Source organism: Acrocarpospora pleiomorpha (genome assembly GCF_009687885.1).
In the GTDB taxonomy this organism is placed as follows: domain Bacteria; phylum Actinomycetota; class Actinomycetes; order Streptosporangiales; family Streptosporangiaceae; genus Acrocarpospora; species Acrocarpospora pleiomorpha.
Window position 1 is genome coordinate 66,265 of the sequence record NZ_BLAF01000055.1, and the last position, 15,090, is coordinate 81,354.

A 15,090-nucleotide genomic window follows, 5' to 3' on the forward strand; every position below is an offset into this window, starting at 1 on the left:
CCTGCGAGCCGCCCCCTTCGGGTCTCAGTTCACCAGGTCGGATATGGCCTGGCTGTTCTCTCTGTCGCGCCGTACGGCCCCCACCGCCGTTCCCGCGGTGAGGACGAGGAAGGGCAGGGCGACCAGGAACCAGCCGAGCCCGGACAGGGCCCACGACTGGGTGGCGGGATCGACGCCTTCCGCGGCGGTGCCGGCCAGCAGGCCGAAGCGCGACACGAGCAGATACATCCCGAGCACGAGGCCGACGATGGCGGCGATGGGAGCGACCAGGGTGCTCCACACGCTTCCGCCGCCGCCTTCCCGGCGGAAGTAGACGATCACGGCGATCGAGACCAGGATCTCGACCAGCACGATCGCCAGCACCGCCAGGGCACTGAACCAGGTGAACAGATGCACGACGGGGTCCAGGCCGGCGACGAGGAACAGCACGATGACGACCAGCGAGATCACGGAGATGGCGGCCGTGCCCAGCGCCGGGGCGCCGCGCCCGTTCACCCGGCCGAGCGTGCCGGGCAGCACCCCGGCCCGCGCCATTGAGAAGACGTAGCGGGCGGCGCTGTTCTGGAAGGCGAGGATGCCGGCGAAGAGGCTGGAGAGGACCAGCCAGCTCATCAGCGTCGCCAGCCAGCCGCCGACGTACTCCTCGGCGACCGCGAAGAGGACCGCGGCGGGGTCGGCCAGCGGCGTGCCGTCCACCGTCGAGATCTCCACGACCCGATCGACGACCCCGGCGGAGCCGAGGCCGCTGACCATCGCCCACGAGGTGAAGGCGAACAGCAGCGCGATCAGGGCGACCGAGATGTACGTGGCGAGCGGGACCGCCCGCTTGGGGTCCTTGGTCTCCTCGCCGTAGATGGCGGTCGCCTCGAAGCCGATGTACGAGGCGAAGGCGAAGGTGAGCGCGATGCCGGCCGAGCCGGTGAACCCGCCGGCGAAAACGCTCGACGGTGAGAACGACGAGCCGGGCGACAGGCCGTCCGGGCCTCCGCCGCTGAGCAGCACCGCCGCCGCCACCAGGGCGAGTGACAGGACCTCGAGCACCATGAGCACGCCGAGGACCTTGGCGCCGACGTCCACGCTCAGCGCCGACAGGCCCGTCACCGCCGCCCAGGCGATCAGCGCCCACGCCCACCAGGCCAGGTCGATGCCCAGCGTGGCGTTCATCTGGCCCGCCATGACGGCACCGAAGAAGCCGAAGACGGCCAGCTGGACCGTGAGGTAGGCGAGCAGCGACACGAAGGCCGACCCCACGCCCGGCGCGACCCCGAGACCGCGTCCGACGTACGCGAAGAAGGCGCCGGTGTTCGTGACCCGGTGGCTCATGGCGGAGTAGCCGACGCTGAAGACCAGCAGGATGAGCCCGACCACCAGGTAGGCGCCAGGTGCTCCGGCGCCGCTGCCCAGGACGATCGCGATCGGGGCCGCCCCCGTCATGCCGACCAGGGGCGCGGCCGCGGCGACGACGAAGAAGACGATGCCCGCGATCCCGAGCCGGTTCCGTGCCAGGCGACCCTCATCGGCCACCAGTTCCTTGTTTTCCATACCAGACCCTCTCTGCGGGACGGTGTATCAGTGACGCTGGCAGCAGCAGAGGCCGGCCTTCAGGCACGCGGCACCGTACGCGTTACGCCGCTCGATCGCCGCGGGCGTCATGGCCTTGACCACGGTGGCGTCGGAGCTGGTCCCGTCGTAGACCACGGTGCCGCCGAGGACGGTGGCCGCGATGGGCATGTCGACGATCGTGTGCGGGTCGCCGTCTAGGACGTCGCCGGCCACGACGCACACATCGCCGGCCATGCCGACCTCGAGCGTGCCCTTCCAGCGCTCGGCGCGGTCCTGCCAGGCGGCGGTCCTGGTATAGGTGACCAGCGCCTCCTCGACGCTGATGCGCTCCGCCTCACCGGCGACGCCGCCGAAGCGGCCCTCGCGCAGCACCGCCGACTGGACACCCTGCCGCCAACTCGGCGGGGTCACCGGCGCGTCCGACGCGCTGGTCACCTTCACGCCCAAGTCGAGGGCGGTCCGGTAAGGCCACTGGTAGTCGGTGCGCTCGGGGCCGAGGTTGGCGTCCAGCGTCCGGCCCAGCAGGTACTTGATCGTCGCGTTCATGTTGGCGCCGATGCCGTTGCGGGCCATCGTGCGCAGCGTCCCGACTGGCGTCAGGTCCCCGTGGATCACATAGTGACGCGGGTCGTGGAAGCGGCGGTTGCCGCGCATGGCGGCCAGGTAGGCCGAGACGACGGCGTCGATCCCGGCGTCGCCTGTGGCGTGCGTGCCCACCTGCAGGCCTGCGTCGTGGACGAGCTTGATCATCGCATGGATGTTGGCGACCGCCTCCTCGAGCGTGGCGCCGGCGATGACCGGGGCGCCGTTGCGGCCGTCCACGTAGGGCTCGTGCAGCCAGGCGGTCTGGGCCGCGGTCGGCACCCCGTCGATGATGAGCTTGCAGCCGGCGACCCGCAGCCGGCGCGGATCGACCCCGCGCAGCTGCTGGAACGCGGCCAGCGTGTCGCGTACCTCCTGGGGGGACCGGCCGCCGGTGATCAGCACGGTCATCCGCATGGCGAGCGTGCCCTCGAAGGACATGCGCCGGTAGAGGTCCAGCTGGGAGTAGCCGATTCCGGGGTCGGTCATGCTGGTGATGCCCTGGGCATGCAGCAGCTGGATCCCGGTCTTGATCGCGTTCTCGGTCTCCTCCGGGGTGAACGGCGGGACGATGGCCTGGACCAGGCCCTGCGCGCTCTCGCGCAGCACGCCGGTGGGCTCACCCGCCTCGTCCTTCTCGATGACGCCGCCGGGCGGCGGCACGGTGTCACGGGTGATGCCGGCCAGCTGGAGCACCTTGGAGTTGACCACGATCATGTGCGCGGAGAAGTCGCGCAGGATGACCGGGTGGTCCCCCGAGACGGGGTCGAGGTCCGTCCTGCGCGGCGCGCGCGGCAGCCGGTTCTCGTTCCAGCCGCCACCGCGGATCCAGGAGTCGGGGCTCGTCGCCCCGGCGGCGGCCGCGGCGACCAGTCCGACCAGCTCCTCGATCGTCGCGGTGTCCACGTTGATGTTGAACGGCGGGAGGTCGAAGCCCAGCCCGTTCAGGTGGACGTGCGAGTCGTTGATGCCGGGGAGCACGGTGCCGCCGCCGGCGTCGATCGACTGCGTACGCCGGCCGGACAGCTTCAGCATGTCCCTGTCGTTGCCGACCCCGATCACTACCCCGTCGCGGATGGCCACGGCCTGGGCGATGCGCATGCGCCGGTCCATGACCACCACGCGCCCGTTGTGGACGATCAAGTCCGCGGGTCCCTTGCCCTGTCCATGGGCGAGGGCGGGAGAGGCGGGCAGCGCGCCGGCCAACGCCGCGCCGGCCGACACCGCGGCAGCGTTTCTGAAGAAGCTACGACGGTTCACAGGGGAAGTCATGGGGGGATCCCTTCGAGGGGGGCTCGACTCGGGCCGGGGCGGAAGACGACTCGCTCGGCGCGTGCCCAAAAGAATGTTCGGGCCTAAACGACCTGTCAAGATGTTTGGGTCGAAACGAATTGTTAAGAGTTCTGACAGGATGAGCCGCTGCGAGGGCAGCTCGAATCCCGCTCACGGCGTGCGGGAGCGGTCACGGTGTCGGTCGGTCAGGCCAGGGTGACGTCTACGGGGAGCCGCTTGATGCCGTTGACGAAGTTGGAGCGGACGCGCGGCACCTCGCCGGCGAGGCGGATGTCAGCGAGGCGGGGGATGAGTTCCTCGAACATGATGCGGATCTCGGTGCGGGCCAGGAGATTTCCCAGGCACAGGTGCGGGCTGCCCTTGCCGAAGGTGAGGTGGTCGTTCTTGGTACGGGTGACGTCGAAGCGATACGGATCCACGAAGGCGTCCTCGTCCCGGTTGCCCGCGGCGAACCACATCACGACCTTGTCGCCCTCCTTGATCCGCTTGCCGCCGAGCTCCACGTCCTGGGTGGCCGTACGGCGGAAGTGGTAGACCGGCGAGGCCCAGCGCAGGAACTCCTCGACCGCGCCGGGGATCAGCGAGGGGTCGCGGCGCAGCAGGTCGAGCTGATCGGGGTTCTCGATCAGGGCCAGCATGGTGTGCGTGATGGCGTGCCGTGTGGTCTCGTTGCCGGCGACCACGAGCAGCAGGAAGTAGTTGTCGAAGTCCTGGTCCGACAGGGGGACGCCGTCGCGTGGAGTCTCGTTGACGAGCCTGGAGACCAGGTCGGTGCCGGCGCCGCTGCGGCGCTGCCTGGCCAGGGCCCGGCCGTACTCGAAGACCTCGAGGGTGGCGGGGGAGCGGAAGGGCAGGTGCTTGTACTGCTCGCTCTCCTCGCTGTCCAGCAGCACGTCGGCGTAGTCGGGGTCGGTGTTGCCAATGATGCGGTTGCCCCAGTCGATGAGCTGCTTCGTGTCGCCCTCGGGCACGCCGAGCAGGCGGGCCAGCACGTTGATGGGGAAGTCCGCGGAGACGTCGGCGACGAAGTCGAAGGAGCCTTTGGCGAAGGCGGCGTCCAGGGTGGTGGCGGTCAGTCTGCGCAGGAAGTCGGTGTACTTGCCGATGACGGCGGCGCCGAACTGGCGCTGCAGTAGCCCACGCAGGGCGCGGTGGCGCACGCCGTCGAGCTCCAGGATGGAGGCGCGGCGCTTGATCTGGTCGTCGTCGACCTCTTCCAGGTTGACGAACTTGGTGGAGGTGAACGTCTCGGGGGCGCGGTCGACGCGAGCGATGTCCTCGTGCCGGGTGAGAGCCCAGAATCCGGCGTTGGGCGTGGGCTCCGGCTGCCAGTGCACGGGGTCTTCCAGGTGCAGGGTGCGGAACATGCGCCACGGTGTCACGCCGTCGGTGAACTTGCCGGGATCGGCGAGATCGACCTCGTCCAGAGGCAGGGGGTCGGGGATCATGTCGGTTCTCCGTCACAGGTGGTAGGCGTACTCGGTGAACTCCCAGTCGGTGACGTGCCGATGGAAGCGTTCGATCTCGTTGCGCTTGTAGGCGAGGTAGGAGGCGGCGAAGCCCTTGCCGAGCAGGTCGATCAGCTCGCCGTCGGTCTCGAAGGCGTCCAGCGCGTCGGCGAGTGTCATCGGCAGGATCGTGGCGCGGGAGGTGTCGTAGCCATAGCCCTCCAGCGGGGCCGGTGGCTCCTGCCCGGCGCGTACGCCCAGCAGTGCGGCGGCGAGGGTGCCGGCCAGCAGCAGGTACGGGTTGGCGCTGGCGTCGCCGAGGCGGAGCTCGATGCGGGCGCGGGGGCCGCGCTCGGGCGGGATGCGCAGCATGGCGCTGCGGTTGTCCAGGCCCCAGTCGATCAGCCAGGGTGCCAGGGTGTCGGGGCCGAAGCGCTTGTAGGAGTTGATGGTCGGGTTGGCCAGCGCCGTCAGCGCCGGGGCGTGCGCCAGGATGCCTGCGATGGCGTGGCGGGCGGTGGCCGACAGCCCGTTCGGCGCAGAGGGGTCGTCGAAGATGTTCGGGCCGTCCTCGCCGGCGGTGCAGGACAGGTGGAGATGGAAGCCGGAGCCACCTTCGTCGTTGAACGGTTTGGCCATGAAGGTGGCCATGCGTCCCTCGGCGCGGGCCAGCTCCTTGACCGCCGCTTTGAACAGGAAGGTCCGGTCGGCGGCGTCCAGGGCGCTGGAGTGCACGAGGTTGATCTCGAACTGGCCGCTGCTGAACTCGTGGTTGCCCATGCTCACGCCCAGGCCGAGATCGCGCAGGTGGCGCAGCGTGCGCAGGAGGTGCCCGTCGGGGTCGCCGCGCCGTCCCGCCGTGTAGACGTTGCCGGGGGCTTCGGCGTAGCGCCGCCAGCCGTTCGGCGCGGCAGGGCTGGGCTCACACAGGAAGTACTCCAGCTCGGGGCCGACCACGGGGACGAGTCCCTGCTCGGTGTACCGGTTGAGTACGGTCCGCAGCAGGTCGCGCGGCGATTCGGGGACCGGGCCTCCGTCGGCTGGATCGACGACCTCGCCAAGACACCAGGCGACGCCCGGTTCCCAGGGCAGCGGCCTGAGCGTGCTCAGGTCCGGCCGGACCGTGATGTCGGGCAGCCCCCGGTCCAGGCCGCCCTCGACCGGGACCACGTCTCCCTGGGGGCTGGTGTGGTAGACGGCGCGGCAGAAGGCCAGCCCGTGCTCGCAGGCTCCGCTCAGGTGATCCACCAGGACGTCCCGGGCGCGATCGGTGCCGATGAGGTCGGGGTAGACCACCCGGACCACGTCGATGTCCCCGGCGGTCAGCCGTGCCAGGTGTTCGTGGACGGGAATCGTTTCGCGATCGCTCATCGGCGTCCCCTCGGGCGGGCGGTGGAGGCACGGCAAGGTGACCTCTAGCTTCGTTTGAAGTCAAACGATATGGTTGGGCGGCCCGCCCCGCAAGGGGTCGGCCGCACCGTTTTCCGTGCCCATGTCTCTTGACCTGGCGGGGGTGTCTATCTATGTTGTTTGGATCCAAACGAGTTAGGTGGTGTGGCCCATGAAGGTCGTCGTCGACATGAACAAGTGCCAGGACCACGGGCAGTGCGTGTTCGCCGCTCCCGACGTCTTCCGGCTCGACGAAGCCGGGCGCCTGGCGTACGTCTCCGACCCGGACGAGTCGCTGCGCGCCGATGTCGAGGACGCCGCCGACGTCTGCCCGCTGCAGGCCATCAGCATTGAGGACTGACGTGTCGCGGAATGTGGTCGTAGCCGGAGCCTCGATGGGGGGCCTGCGCGCTGCGGAGCAGCTGCGCGCGGCCGGCTATACCGGTCTGATCACGGTGGTCGGAGATGAGCCGCGGATGCCTTACAACCGGCCGCCCCTGTCCAAGGAGGTGCTGGCGGGCAGGCAGTCCTTCGACTCACTGGCGTTCCGGCCGCGGGCGAGCGTCGCCGACGTGGAGTGGATCCTCGGCACGGCGGTGATCTCCGCCGATCTCGGCCGCCGCGTCGTCGGCCTGGCTGACGGCTCGGAGCTGGCCTTCGACGGCCTGGTCGTCGCAACCGGCGTACGACCGCGGCGACTGCGCTGCCCCGGCCCTGCCACCCACCGCCACACGCTGCGCACCCTGGCCGACGCCCGGGCCCTGCACGCCGAGCTGACCCGCCCGGGTGTGCGGGTCGTCGTGGTCGGCGCGGGGTTCATCGGTTGCGAGGTCGCCGCCACGGCCGTCGCGCTCGGCGTCGCCGAGGTTACCGTGGCCGACCCCGAGCCGCTGCCCATGCTGCGCCCCTTGGGCGAGCTGACGGCCCGCGAGCTGCTGCGCAGGCACGAGCGGCGTGGCGTGCGCTTCGCCCTCGGTACCGCCGTGACCGCCTTCGACGACAGCGGCGTCGTCCTGGCTGACGGGCGCCGACTGAGCGCCGACGTGGTGGTCGAAGCGGTGGGATCCATGCCCAACACCGACTGGCTGGCGGGCAACGGGCTGGACCTCGACGACGGCGTGCGCACCGACGAACTGCTGCGGGTGGGCGGTCTGCCGTACCTGGTGGCGGTCGGCGACGTGGCCCGGTTCCCCAACGCTCGCTACGACGGCGTCCCGCGCCGGGTCGAGCACTGGTCGATCCCAGGCGACAGCGCCAAGCGGGCAGCTAGAACCCTGGCCGCGCACCTCGCCGGCGCCGAGCCCGATCCCGAGCCGTTCGCGCCGCTGCCCAGCTTCTGGAGCGACCAGCACGACTTCCGCCTGCAGTCCTTCGGCGCCCCCGCACTCGGCCTCGACGACGTCCGCGTGCTCGAGGGTGAGGCGGACGGTGACCTGGTCGTCGGCTACCACCGCGGCGGGCGGCTGGTCGGGATCGTCGCCCTAGGCGGCCCCGCCGTCACCGCCGCGGCCGCCCGCCACCGCTCCGCCCTGCTCAAGCAGCCCACTCTCACCGCCTAAGGAATCGCACCGCAATGACTACAGGGTTCTGGTACCCGCAGACGGCCACCGGCCGGTCCTCGCTGATCCCCGCACAGCCGTGGCACTACTCCGGCGACCTGCTCACCGTCGAATACCGAACCGACCCGGCCCGGGTCCGTGAGCTGCTGCCCGAGCCGCTGGAGCTCGCCCCCGAGGACCCAGGCGCCGTCGCATTCATCTGGGCGGACTGGCAGTCCTGCGCGGCCTCGGGCCAGGAACTGCTCGACCCGGTACGCGCCCAGTACAAGGAGGCGTTCGTGGTCGTGCGCTGCTCCTACCGGGGGCGCACGTACTCGCGCTGCGTCTACATCTGGGTGGACAAGGACTTTGCCGTCGCGCGCGGCATCCACCAGGGCTATCCGAAGAAGCTCGGCTCCATCCACCAGACGCGGCCCCACCCGTACGGTCCGGCGCCGCGGATCGAGGCGGGCGCGCGGTTCGGCGCGACGCTCGCCGCCGCGGATCGCAGGCTGGCCCAGGCCGTCGTGACACTGCGCGAGCCGGCGCAGCACAACGGCTTCGTCAACGGCCACCCGATGGCGCACCACCGCAGGTTGCCCGCTATCGGGAAGGACGGCGGGCTCGCCCTCGACGAGTTGATCGAGTCGGGTGCCGCCGCGTTCGAGGGTGGCACACCCTGGCGCGGCGAGGCCGAGTTGGAGCTGTTCGAGGCCCCCACCGAGGAACTGGCCAGGCTGGAGATCCACGAGCCCATCGCCGCCTACTACCGCCAGGTCGGCGTCGTCTGGGACGGCGGCAGACTCCTTGAGTCGGCCCCGTACGGCCAGTCGGCCCCGCAGAACGCGAAGGACGAGTCATGAGCCATATTGCGACCGTGGCCGGGGTGCCCGTCGACACCCGGCACTGGATCGGCGGCGCCCGCGTCGCCTCCGCCACGACCTTCACCGATGAGTCGCCCATCGATGGTCGTACTCTCGCTGAGATCGCCCGTGGCGGGCAGGCGGAGGCGGAGGCGGCCGTCGCCGCGGCCCAGGCGGCGTTCCCTGGCTGGGCGGCCACGCCGCCTGCCGAGCGGGCCCGCCTGCTGCGCGCGATCGCCGAGGGTGTGGAGAAGCGCCTAGAGGAGCTGGCGATCGTCGAGACCACCGACAACGGTGCGTTGCTGCGCTCCCACCGCCGCGGTGTGATGCCGCGAGTGGCGCACAACTTCCGCTTCTTCGCCGACCGGCTGGAAGACCTCGGGCACGAGGACTTCGACACCCGTGGTCACATCAACCACGTCTCCTGGGACCCCGCAGGGCCGTGCGTCCTGATCACCCCCTGGAACGCGCCGCTCATGCTGGCCACCTGGAAGGTCGCCCCCGCTCTCGGCGCGGGCAACACGGTGGTCCTCAAGCCTTCCGAGTGGTCGCCGCTCACCGCTTCGCTATTGGCCGACATCGCGGCCGAGGCCGGCCTGCCCGCCGGCGTCCTCAACGTCGTGCAGGGGTACGGCGCGGAGGTGGGCGCCGCGCTGGTGGCCCATCCCAGGGTGCGCCGGATCAGCTTCACCGGCTCCGTGCCGACGGCCAAGAGCATCGCGCGATCCGCCGCCGGCAATCTCGTCCCGGCCAGCTTCGAGCTGGGCGGAAAGTCGCCGCTGCTGGTATTCGCCGACGCCGACCTCGACCCGGCCGTGAACCTGGCGATCGAGCAGTACGACAACGCCGGTCAGGTCTGCCTGGCCGCGACGCGGCTGCTCGTGGAGTTCTCAATCGCAGAGGAGTTCACCCGCCGCTTCGTCGCCAAGGCAGCCAAGCTGCGGCAGGGCGACCCGCGTGTCGAGGTCACCGACATCGGCCCCAACATCCATACCCGGCAGATCGAGAAGATCGACGGGTTCGTGCGGCGGGCGGTGGCCGCCGGAGCGCGCGCCGTCGTCGGCGGCGGCCCCAACACCGACCTCGGCGGCCTGTACTACCGGCCGACGCTGCTCACCGGCGTGGCGCAGGACAGTGAGATCGTCCAGGAGGAGGTCTTCGGCCCGGTGCTGACCCTGCAGACCTTCGACACCGAGGAGGAGGCGGTCAGGCTGGCCAACGACACCCGGTTCGGGCTGGCCGCCACCCTCGCCACCGGCGACCGCGACCGCGCCCGGCGCGTGAGCGAACGCCTGGTCGCCGGCACTGTCTGGGTCAACTGCTTCTTCGTCCGCGATCTGCGAGCGCCCTTCGGCGGCTCCCGGGAGTCCGGCGTCGGCCGCGAGGGCGGCGACTGGAGCTTCGACTTCTACTGCGACCTGAAGAACACCGTGACCGCACCGGAGGGATGGCAGAACCATGGGTGAGATCGTCGGGGCGGGCCTGCTCGCGCACGTCCCCACCATCGTCCTCCCCGAGCAGACGCGCCTGGAGCTGAACGAGGGCAAGGAGATCACCCTCGTCACCGGGCTGCGCGAGTTGCGCAAGGAGGTTTTCGAGACCCTCGACTACGACACCGTCGTCGTGCTCGACTCGCACTGGGCCACCACCGTGGAGTTCGTGGTCACCGCGCAGCAGCGCCGCGCCGGGCTGTTCACCTCGGAGGAACTGCCACGCGGCATGTGCCGCATGCCCTTCGACTTCCCCGGCGACCCCGAACTGGCCCATAACGTGGCGGCCTTCGCCGACAAGCACGGCACCTGGATCACCCCGATCGACGACCAGTATCTGCCGATCTACTACGCCACCATCAACCTGTGGAAATTCCTCGGCGAGGGACTGCCGGACAAGCGGTGGGTGACGATCGGCGTGTGCCAGACCGGCGACATGGAGGACCACCTGCGCCTGGGCCGAGCTCTGGCCGACGGCATCGCGGCCACGCCCGGCCGCAAGGTGCTGCTCATCGCTTCCGGCGCGTTGTCGCACACCTTCTGGCCGCTACGCGAGCTGCGTGACCACGAGGCCGGCGACCCGCGCCACATCTTCACCCCCGAGGCTAGGGCGGCCGACTTGGAGCGCATCGCCTGGTTCAAGCAGGGCTGTCACGATCGGGTCCTGGAGACCATGCCCGAGTTCTGGACGCACAAGCCCGAGGCCCGCTTCTTCCACTACCTCATGATGATCGGCGCCCTCGGCGAGGAGGCATGCACAGCGCCCGCCCGCCAGTACGGCGAGTACGAGAACTCCATCGGCACCGGCCAGGTCCACCTCTGGTTCGACCGTCCATCGGGCGGCTGGACCGCACCTCGACAGGAGAACGCCCATGCCTGAATACCGCCGCATCCTCCTCAACGGCGCCGTCGTCGAGACCGTGCGCGAGGGTGACGAACTCGTCGCCGGCGACGGCCGGCGCGTCAAGGCCGACGACGCGGTCCATCTGCCGCCGGGCACCCCCTCGAAGATCATCGCGGTGCACCTCAACCACCGCAGCCGGGTCGAGGAGTTCCAGATCAAGCTCTCGGCCACGCCGACGTACTTCCACAAGCCCACGTCCTCGCTCAACGCCCACCGGGGCGAGGTCGTGCGTCCCGAGGGCTGTAAGTGGCTCAACTACGAGGGCGAGGTGGCCATCGTCATCGGCCGCACCTGCCGCAACGTCTCCGCGGCGGAAGCGGGGGAGTACATCGCCGGATACACCGTGGCCAACGACTTCGGCCTGCACGATTTCCGTGACACCGACGCGGGGTCCATGCTGCGGGTCAAAGGCTCCGACACCTTGTGCCCGCTCGGCCCCGGCCTGGTCACCGATTGGGACTTCCGCGGCAAGTACCTGCGCACCTACGTCAACGGCACTCTGGCCCAGGACGGCTCCACCGACGAGATGGAGTGGGACATGCACTACCTCGTCGCCGACATCGCCCGCACCATCACCCTCTATCCGGGAGACGTGCTGCTGTCCGGCACCCCCGCCAACTCCCGCCCCGTGCGACCGGGCGACCTGGTCGAGGTCGAGGTCGAAGGCCTGGGACGGCTCGCCAACCGCGTCGTCAGCGGCCCGGCCGCGATCCGTACCGACCTCGGCGCCCAGCCCACCGAGTCGGAGGAGGTCCTCTCCACCGCCCTCGGCGGTGACTGGGAGTTCCGCGGCATCCGCTCTCCCCGGCGCGGCTGATCCCTCGTCATCCTCGCCCCCACGGAGCAGGAAGGGCAATGAAATGATCTCCGAGGACTGGGTCGCCCGCGCCGAGCGGTTGACCCTGCCCATCCATCACCACATCGACGGCGGCGACGAGCCCGGCGGGGGCGCGACCTTCAAGGTCGCCTCCCCCCGCGACGGGCAGGTCCTGACGGAGGTAGCCGACGCCGGGCAGGCCGAGGTCGACGCCGCCGTCGCGGCCGCGCGCCGCGCCTTCGACCAGGGGCCGTGGCCGCGTCTGGCGCCCGCGGAACGAGGCCGCGCGCTGCTCAGGCTCGCCGACCTGATCGAGGAGCGGCGCGCGGACCTGGCGCTGACCATCAGCCTGGAGATGGGCAAACCCATCAAGGACGCTTACGACATCGAGGTGCGCGCCGCCATCTCCACCTTCCGCTGGTACGGCCAGCTCGCCGACAAGCTCACCGATGAGTCCCCGCACACAGCTCCCGACGCACTGGCACTCGTCACTCGAGAGCCCGCAGGTGTGGTGGGCGCTGTCGTGCCGTGGAACTTCCCGCTCACCATCGCCTCGTGGAAGGTCGCCCCTGCCCTGGCGGCTGGTTGCACGGTCGTGCTCAAACCGTCGGAGTGCTCGCCGCTTTCGGCGCTGACACTCGGACTGCTGGCCACCGAGGCCGGCCTGCCGCCCGGCGTGCTCAACGTCGTCGCCGCAGACGGCCCGGCCGCCGGACGGGCACTCGGCCTGCACCCCGACGTGGACGTGCTCGCGTTCACCGGCTCCACGGCCGTCGGCCGTCACTTCATGCGCTACTCCGCCGACTCCAACCTCAAACGGGTCTGGCTGGAGCTCGGCGGCAAATCCCCGAACATCATCCTGCCCGACGCCCCCGACCTGGACCGGGCCGCGGCCACCGCCGCCTGGGGCATCTTCTTCAACCAGGGCGAGATGTGCACGGCGCCCTCCCGCCTGCTCGTCCACTCCTCCATCGCCGACCGCGTGACCGAAGTCATCGTCACGCGGGCCCGCGAGCTGCGCGTGGGCGACCCGCTGGATCCCGCGACCGAGATGGGACCGCTGGTCGGTGAGGCACACCTCGGACGGGTGCTCGGCCACGTCAGGTCCGGCATCGAGGAGGGAGCCCGGCTGCTGACGGGTGGATCGCGCCGGCAGACCGGCAGCTACCTGGAGCCCACTGTGTTCGATCGCGTCGCCTCCGGCATGCGGCTGGCCCGCGAGGAGATCTTCGGGCCCGTGCTGTCCGTGCTCACCTTCGATGACCTGGACGAGGCCGTCACGCTCGGCAATGCCACCGAGTACGGCCTGGCCGCCGGACTGTGGACGGCGGACCTGTCCACCGCCCACCAGGTCTCCCGCGCCCTGCGCGCCGGGACGGTCTGGGTGAACTGTTACGAGGAAGGCGACCTGACCGTGCCGTTCGGCGGTATGAAGCAGTCCGGCAGCGGCCGGGACAAATCTGCCCATGCTCTGGAGAAGTACACCGAGCTCAAGACCACGTGGATCCAGCTGTGAGACCGCTGATCGCCATTCCCGCCCGCTTCTCCGTCTCGGCGTCGGCGCTGCGCCACCACGCGGAGGTGAATGCCCGCGCGTTGGTCGAGGCCGTGTGGAGAGCGGGAGGCGAGCCCGTCTCGCTGCACCCGCACGCCCCCGGCGGCGTCGCCGACCCGGACGAGGTCGCCGGCCGCCTGGCCCGCTTCGACGCCATCCTGCTGCCCGGAGGCGGCGACATCGCCCCCCACCGTTACGGCGCGGGTGCAGCCCACCGGAGCGTCTACGACGTGGACGACGAGCAGGACGGCTTCGACCTGGAGGTGGCTCGCCAGGCCCTGGCCGCAGGGCTGCCGCTGCTGGCCGTCTGCCGCGGCCTGCACGTCCTCAACACTGTGCTCGGCGGCACCCTGGAGCAGGACATGGGCGGCACCGGCCTGGATCATCGCCACGTGGTGCACCCTGTTGCCGTGCTGCCCGGATCGCTCCTGGAGCGGACGACGGGAGCGCAGAAGGTGAGCGTGTCCTGCTACCACCACCAGCGCGTGTCGAAAATGGGACAGGGGCTGGTCGTCACGGCTGAGGCCGCCGACGGGACGATCGAGGCGCTCGAAGGACCCGCCCTGGCCTCATGGCTCGTCGCCGTGCAGTGGCATCCAGAGGACAACGCCCGCGAGGCGAACACCCAGCAAGCGATCTTCGACGCCTTGGTCCGCGCGGCCTGCTCCTGATCAGCCCTCCTGCGTGGCCTGCCGACGGCGTCCGCTGCGGCGGGGGGCGGGTTTGGCGCCGTCCAGTAACGCCAGTCGGCGCTCCTCGCCCTTCTCCTCCACCTGCAGGACGACCTGGCGCAGCCCGGTCGCCAGGGCGCGGCAGGCGTCGTCGTCGAGGCGGGAGGTGACGAACGACTCCTCCGCGTTGAAGTCGGGGAACACTCGCCTCATGAGCTCCTCACCCTCGCCGGTGAGGCTGAGGAGCAGCAGCCTGCCGTCAGAGGGATGTTCGGAGCGCTGGACCAGCCCACGCGACTCCAGCGTGCGGATCACACCGGTCAGGGTGCCCTTGGAGATGCCGGCCTCCTCGGCCACATGACGGCTCTCCGACTCGCCCCAGATCCAGATCACCCACAGCACCACAAACGCGGTCCAGGTGAGGTCGCTGCTCCTCAGGACCGCGTTCTCCAGGTGCTGACGGACCGCCGCGGCGGCTCGGTAGATGTTGGCCACCACCGCCATGCGCTCGTGGCTGACCGGCGTGCCGCCGAGCTTCGCCTCGACCAGCTTCTCCGCCTCGGTGATGGACCGTTGCCCGGGCACGTGCGGCCCTCCCTACGCCAGGAAACCGAAAAGCGTTCGGGCTCAAAGTATAGGTCCAGGTCCGCGGTGAGAGAGATGGACATGCACCACGACATACACCCGCACGCCCGCCTGGCAGGACCACGCGGACGGTTGGAAGGGCACGCTGGAGGTCGGCAAGGTAGCCGACATCTGCGTGGTCGGCGGCGACGTGCTCGATGCCGAGCCGCACGAGCTCATTGACCTGCCCATCGACACGACCCTGGTCGGCGGTGAGGTGGTGTACCGGCGCGGGGCATCCGCGACCACCCCCGCCTCGCACGCCAGGACCGCCTCGGCCTGGCACGCGAGAGGCACCGCATGCCTGGAAGGCGGGAACTGCTGCTGCCGTATGGCGCACATGTAGCACCTGG

13 protein-coding genes and 1 pseudogene are annotated in these 15,090 nt (G+C 70.4%); 9 read left to right on the forward strand and 5 right to left on the reverse strand.

The annotated features are described in order from the left end of the window. Window positions 1-24: 24 nt before the first annotated feature. The 4 genes from Aple_RS37640 to Aple_RS37655 all read right to left on the reverse strand — a co-directional run bounded on the left by Aple_RS37640 (window position 25) and on the right by Aple_RS37655 (window position 6,257). The gene (locus tag Aple_RS37640; RefSeq protein ID WP_155349533.1) at window positions 25-1,542 is read right to left on the reverse strand and encodes an APC family permease; all 1,518 of its coding nucleotides are present in this window, start codon (window positions 1,540-1,542) and stop codon (window positions 25-27) included. Window positions 1,543-1,569: 27 nt separating this feature from the next. Continuing rightward, a complete protein-coding gene (locus Aple_RS37645) occupies window positions 1,570-3,417 on the reverse strand; it encodes an amidohydrolase (protein WP_155349534.1) in 1,848 nt (615 codons plus the stop codon). A 206-nt stretch (window positions 3,418-3,623) separates the two neighbouring features. Continuing rightward, window positions 3,624-4,886: a cytochrome P450 gene (locus Aple_RS37650; protein WP_155349535.1), complete on the reverse strand. Its 1,263-nt coding sequence runs from the start codon at window positions 4,884-4,886 to the stop codon at window positions 3,624-3,626. 12 nt (window positions 4,887-4,898) lie between these two features. Further along, window positions 4,899-6,257, reverse strand: a complete 1,359-nt coding sequence (locus Aple_RS37655; protein ID WP_155349536.1) for a glutamine synthetase family protein — start codon at window positions 6,255-6,257, stop codon at window positions 4,899-4,901. A gap of 190 nt (window positions 6,258-6,447) precedes the next feature. Here Aple_RS37655 and Aple_RS37660 point away from each other — a divergent pair, with 190 nt between their 5' ends. Genes Aple_RS37660 through Aple_RS37695 form a run of 8 tightly spaced genes read left to right on the forward strand, consistent with a single transcriptional unit; the run spans window position 6,448 to window position 14,113 of the window. Further along, window positions 6,448-6,636, forward strand: coding sequence for a ferredoxin (locus Aple_RS37660; RefSeq protein WP_155349537.1), 189 nt, complete (start codon window positions 6,448-6,450; stop codon window positions 6,634-6,636). Beyond that, entirely contained in the window at window positions 6,581-7,834 is a 1,254-nt protein-coding gene (locus Aple_RS37665; protein WP_174889926.1) for an NAD(P)/FAD-dependent oxidoreductase, read from the forward strand. Before Aple_RS37660 ends, Aple_RS37665 begins: the two co-directional genes overlap by 56 nt. Before the next feature lie 14 nt (window positions 7,835-7,848). Continuing rightward, window positions 7,849-8,676: an acetoacetate decarboxylase family protein gene (locus Aple_RS37670; RefSeq protein WP_155349539.1), complete on the forward strand. Its 828-nt coding sequence runs from the start codon at window positions 7,849-7,851 to the stop codon at window positions 8,674-8,676. Next, window positions 8,673-10,142 (forward strand): aldehyde dehydrogenase, encoded by a 1,470-nt coding sequence (locus Aple_RS37675; RefSeq protein WP_155349540.1) that lies wholly within the window; start codon window positions 8,673-8,675, stop codon window positions 10,140-10,142. The genes Aple_RS37670 and Aple_RS37675 overlap by 4 nt, the downstream gene beginning before the upstream one ends. Continuing rightward, the gene (locus Aple_RS37680) at window positions 10,135-11,046 is read left to right on the forward strand and encodes a 3,4-dihydroxyphenylacetate 2,3-dioxygenase (RefSeq protein WP_155349541.1); all 912 of its coding nucleotides are present in this window, start codon (window positions 10,135-10,137) and stop codon (window positions 11,044-11,046) included. Before Aple_RS37675 ends, Aple_RS37680 begins: the two co-directional genes overlap by 8 nt. Continuing rightward, a complete protein-coding gene (locus Aple_RS37685) occupies window positions 11,039-11,887 on the forward strand; it encodes a fumarylacetoacetate hydrolase family protein (RefSeq protein ID WP_155349542.1) in 849 nt (282 codons plus the stop codon). Before Aple_RS37680 ends, Aple_RS37685 begins: the two co-directional genes overlap by 8 nt. A 43-nt stretch (window positions 11,888-11,930) precedes the next feature. Next, window positions 11,931-13,403, forward strand: coding sequence for an aldehyde dehydrogenase (locus Aple_RS37690; RefSeq protein WP_155349543.1), 1,473 nt, complete (start codon window positions 11,931-11,933; stop codon window positions 13,401-13,403). Continuing rightward, the gene (locus tag Aple_RS37695) at window positions 13,400-14,113 is read left to right on the forward strand and encodes a gamma-glutamyl-gamma-aminobutyrate hydrolase family protein (RefSeq protein ID WP_246265026.1); all 714 of its coding nucleotides are present in this window, start codon (window positions 13,400-13,402) and stop codon (window positions 14,111-14,113) included. The genes Aple_RS37690 and Aple_RS37695 overlap by 4 nt, the downstream gene beginning before the upstream one ends. On the opposite strand, the gene Aple_RS37700 is transcribed toward Aple_RS37695, so the two are convergent. After that, complete coding sequence (locus tag Aple_RS37700; RefSeq protein WP_155349545.1) at window positions 14,114-14,698, reverse strand: MarR family winged helix-turn-helix transcriptional regulator; 585 nt, start codon at window positions 14,696-14,698, stop codon at window positions 14,114-14,116. Between the two features lie 91 nt (window positions 14,699-14,789). Between Aple_RS37700 and Aple_RS37705 the strand changes: the two are divergent. Continuing rightward, window positions 14,790-15,083, forward strand: a pseudogene (locus Aple_RS37705) (amidohydrolase family protein); the annotation flags it as partial. Window positions 15,084-15,090 lie beyond the last annotated feature (7 nt).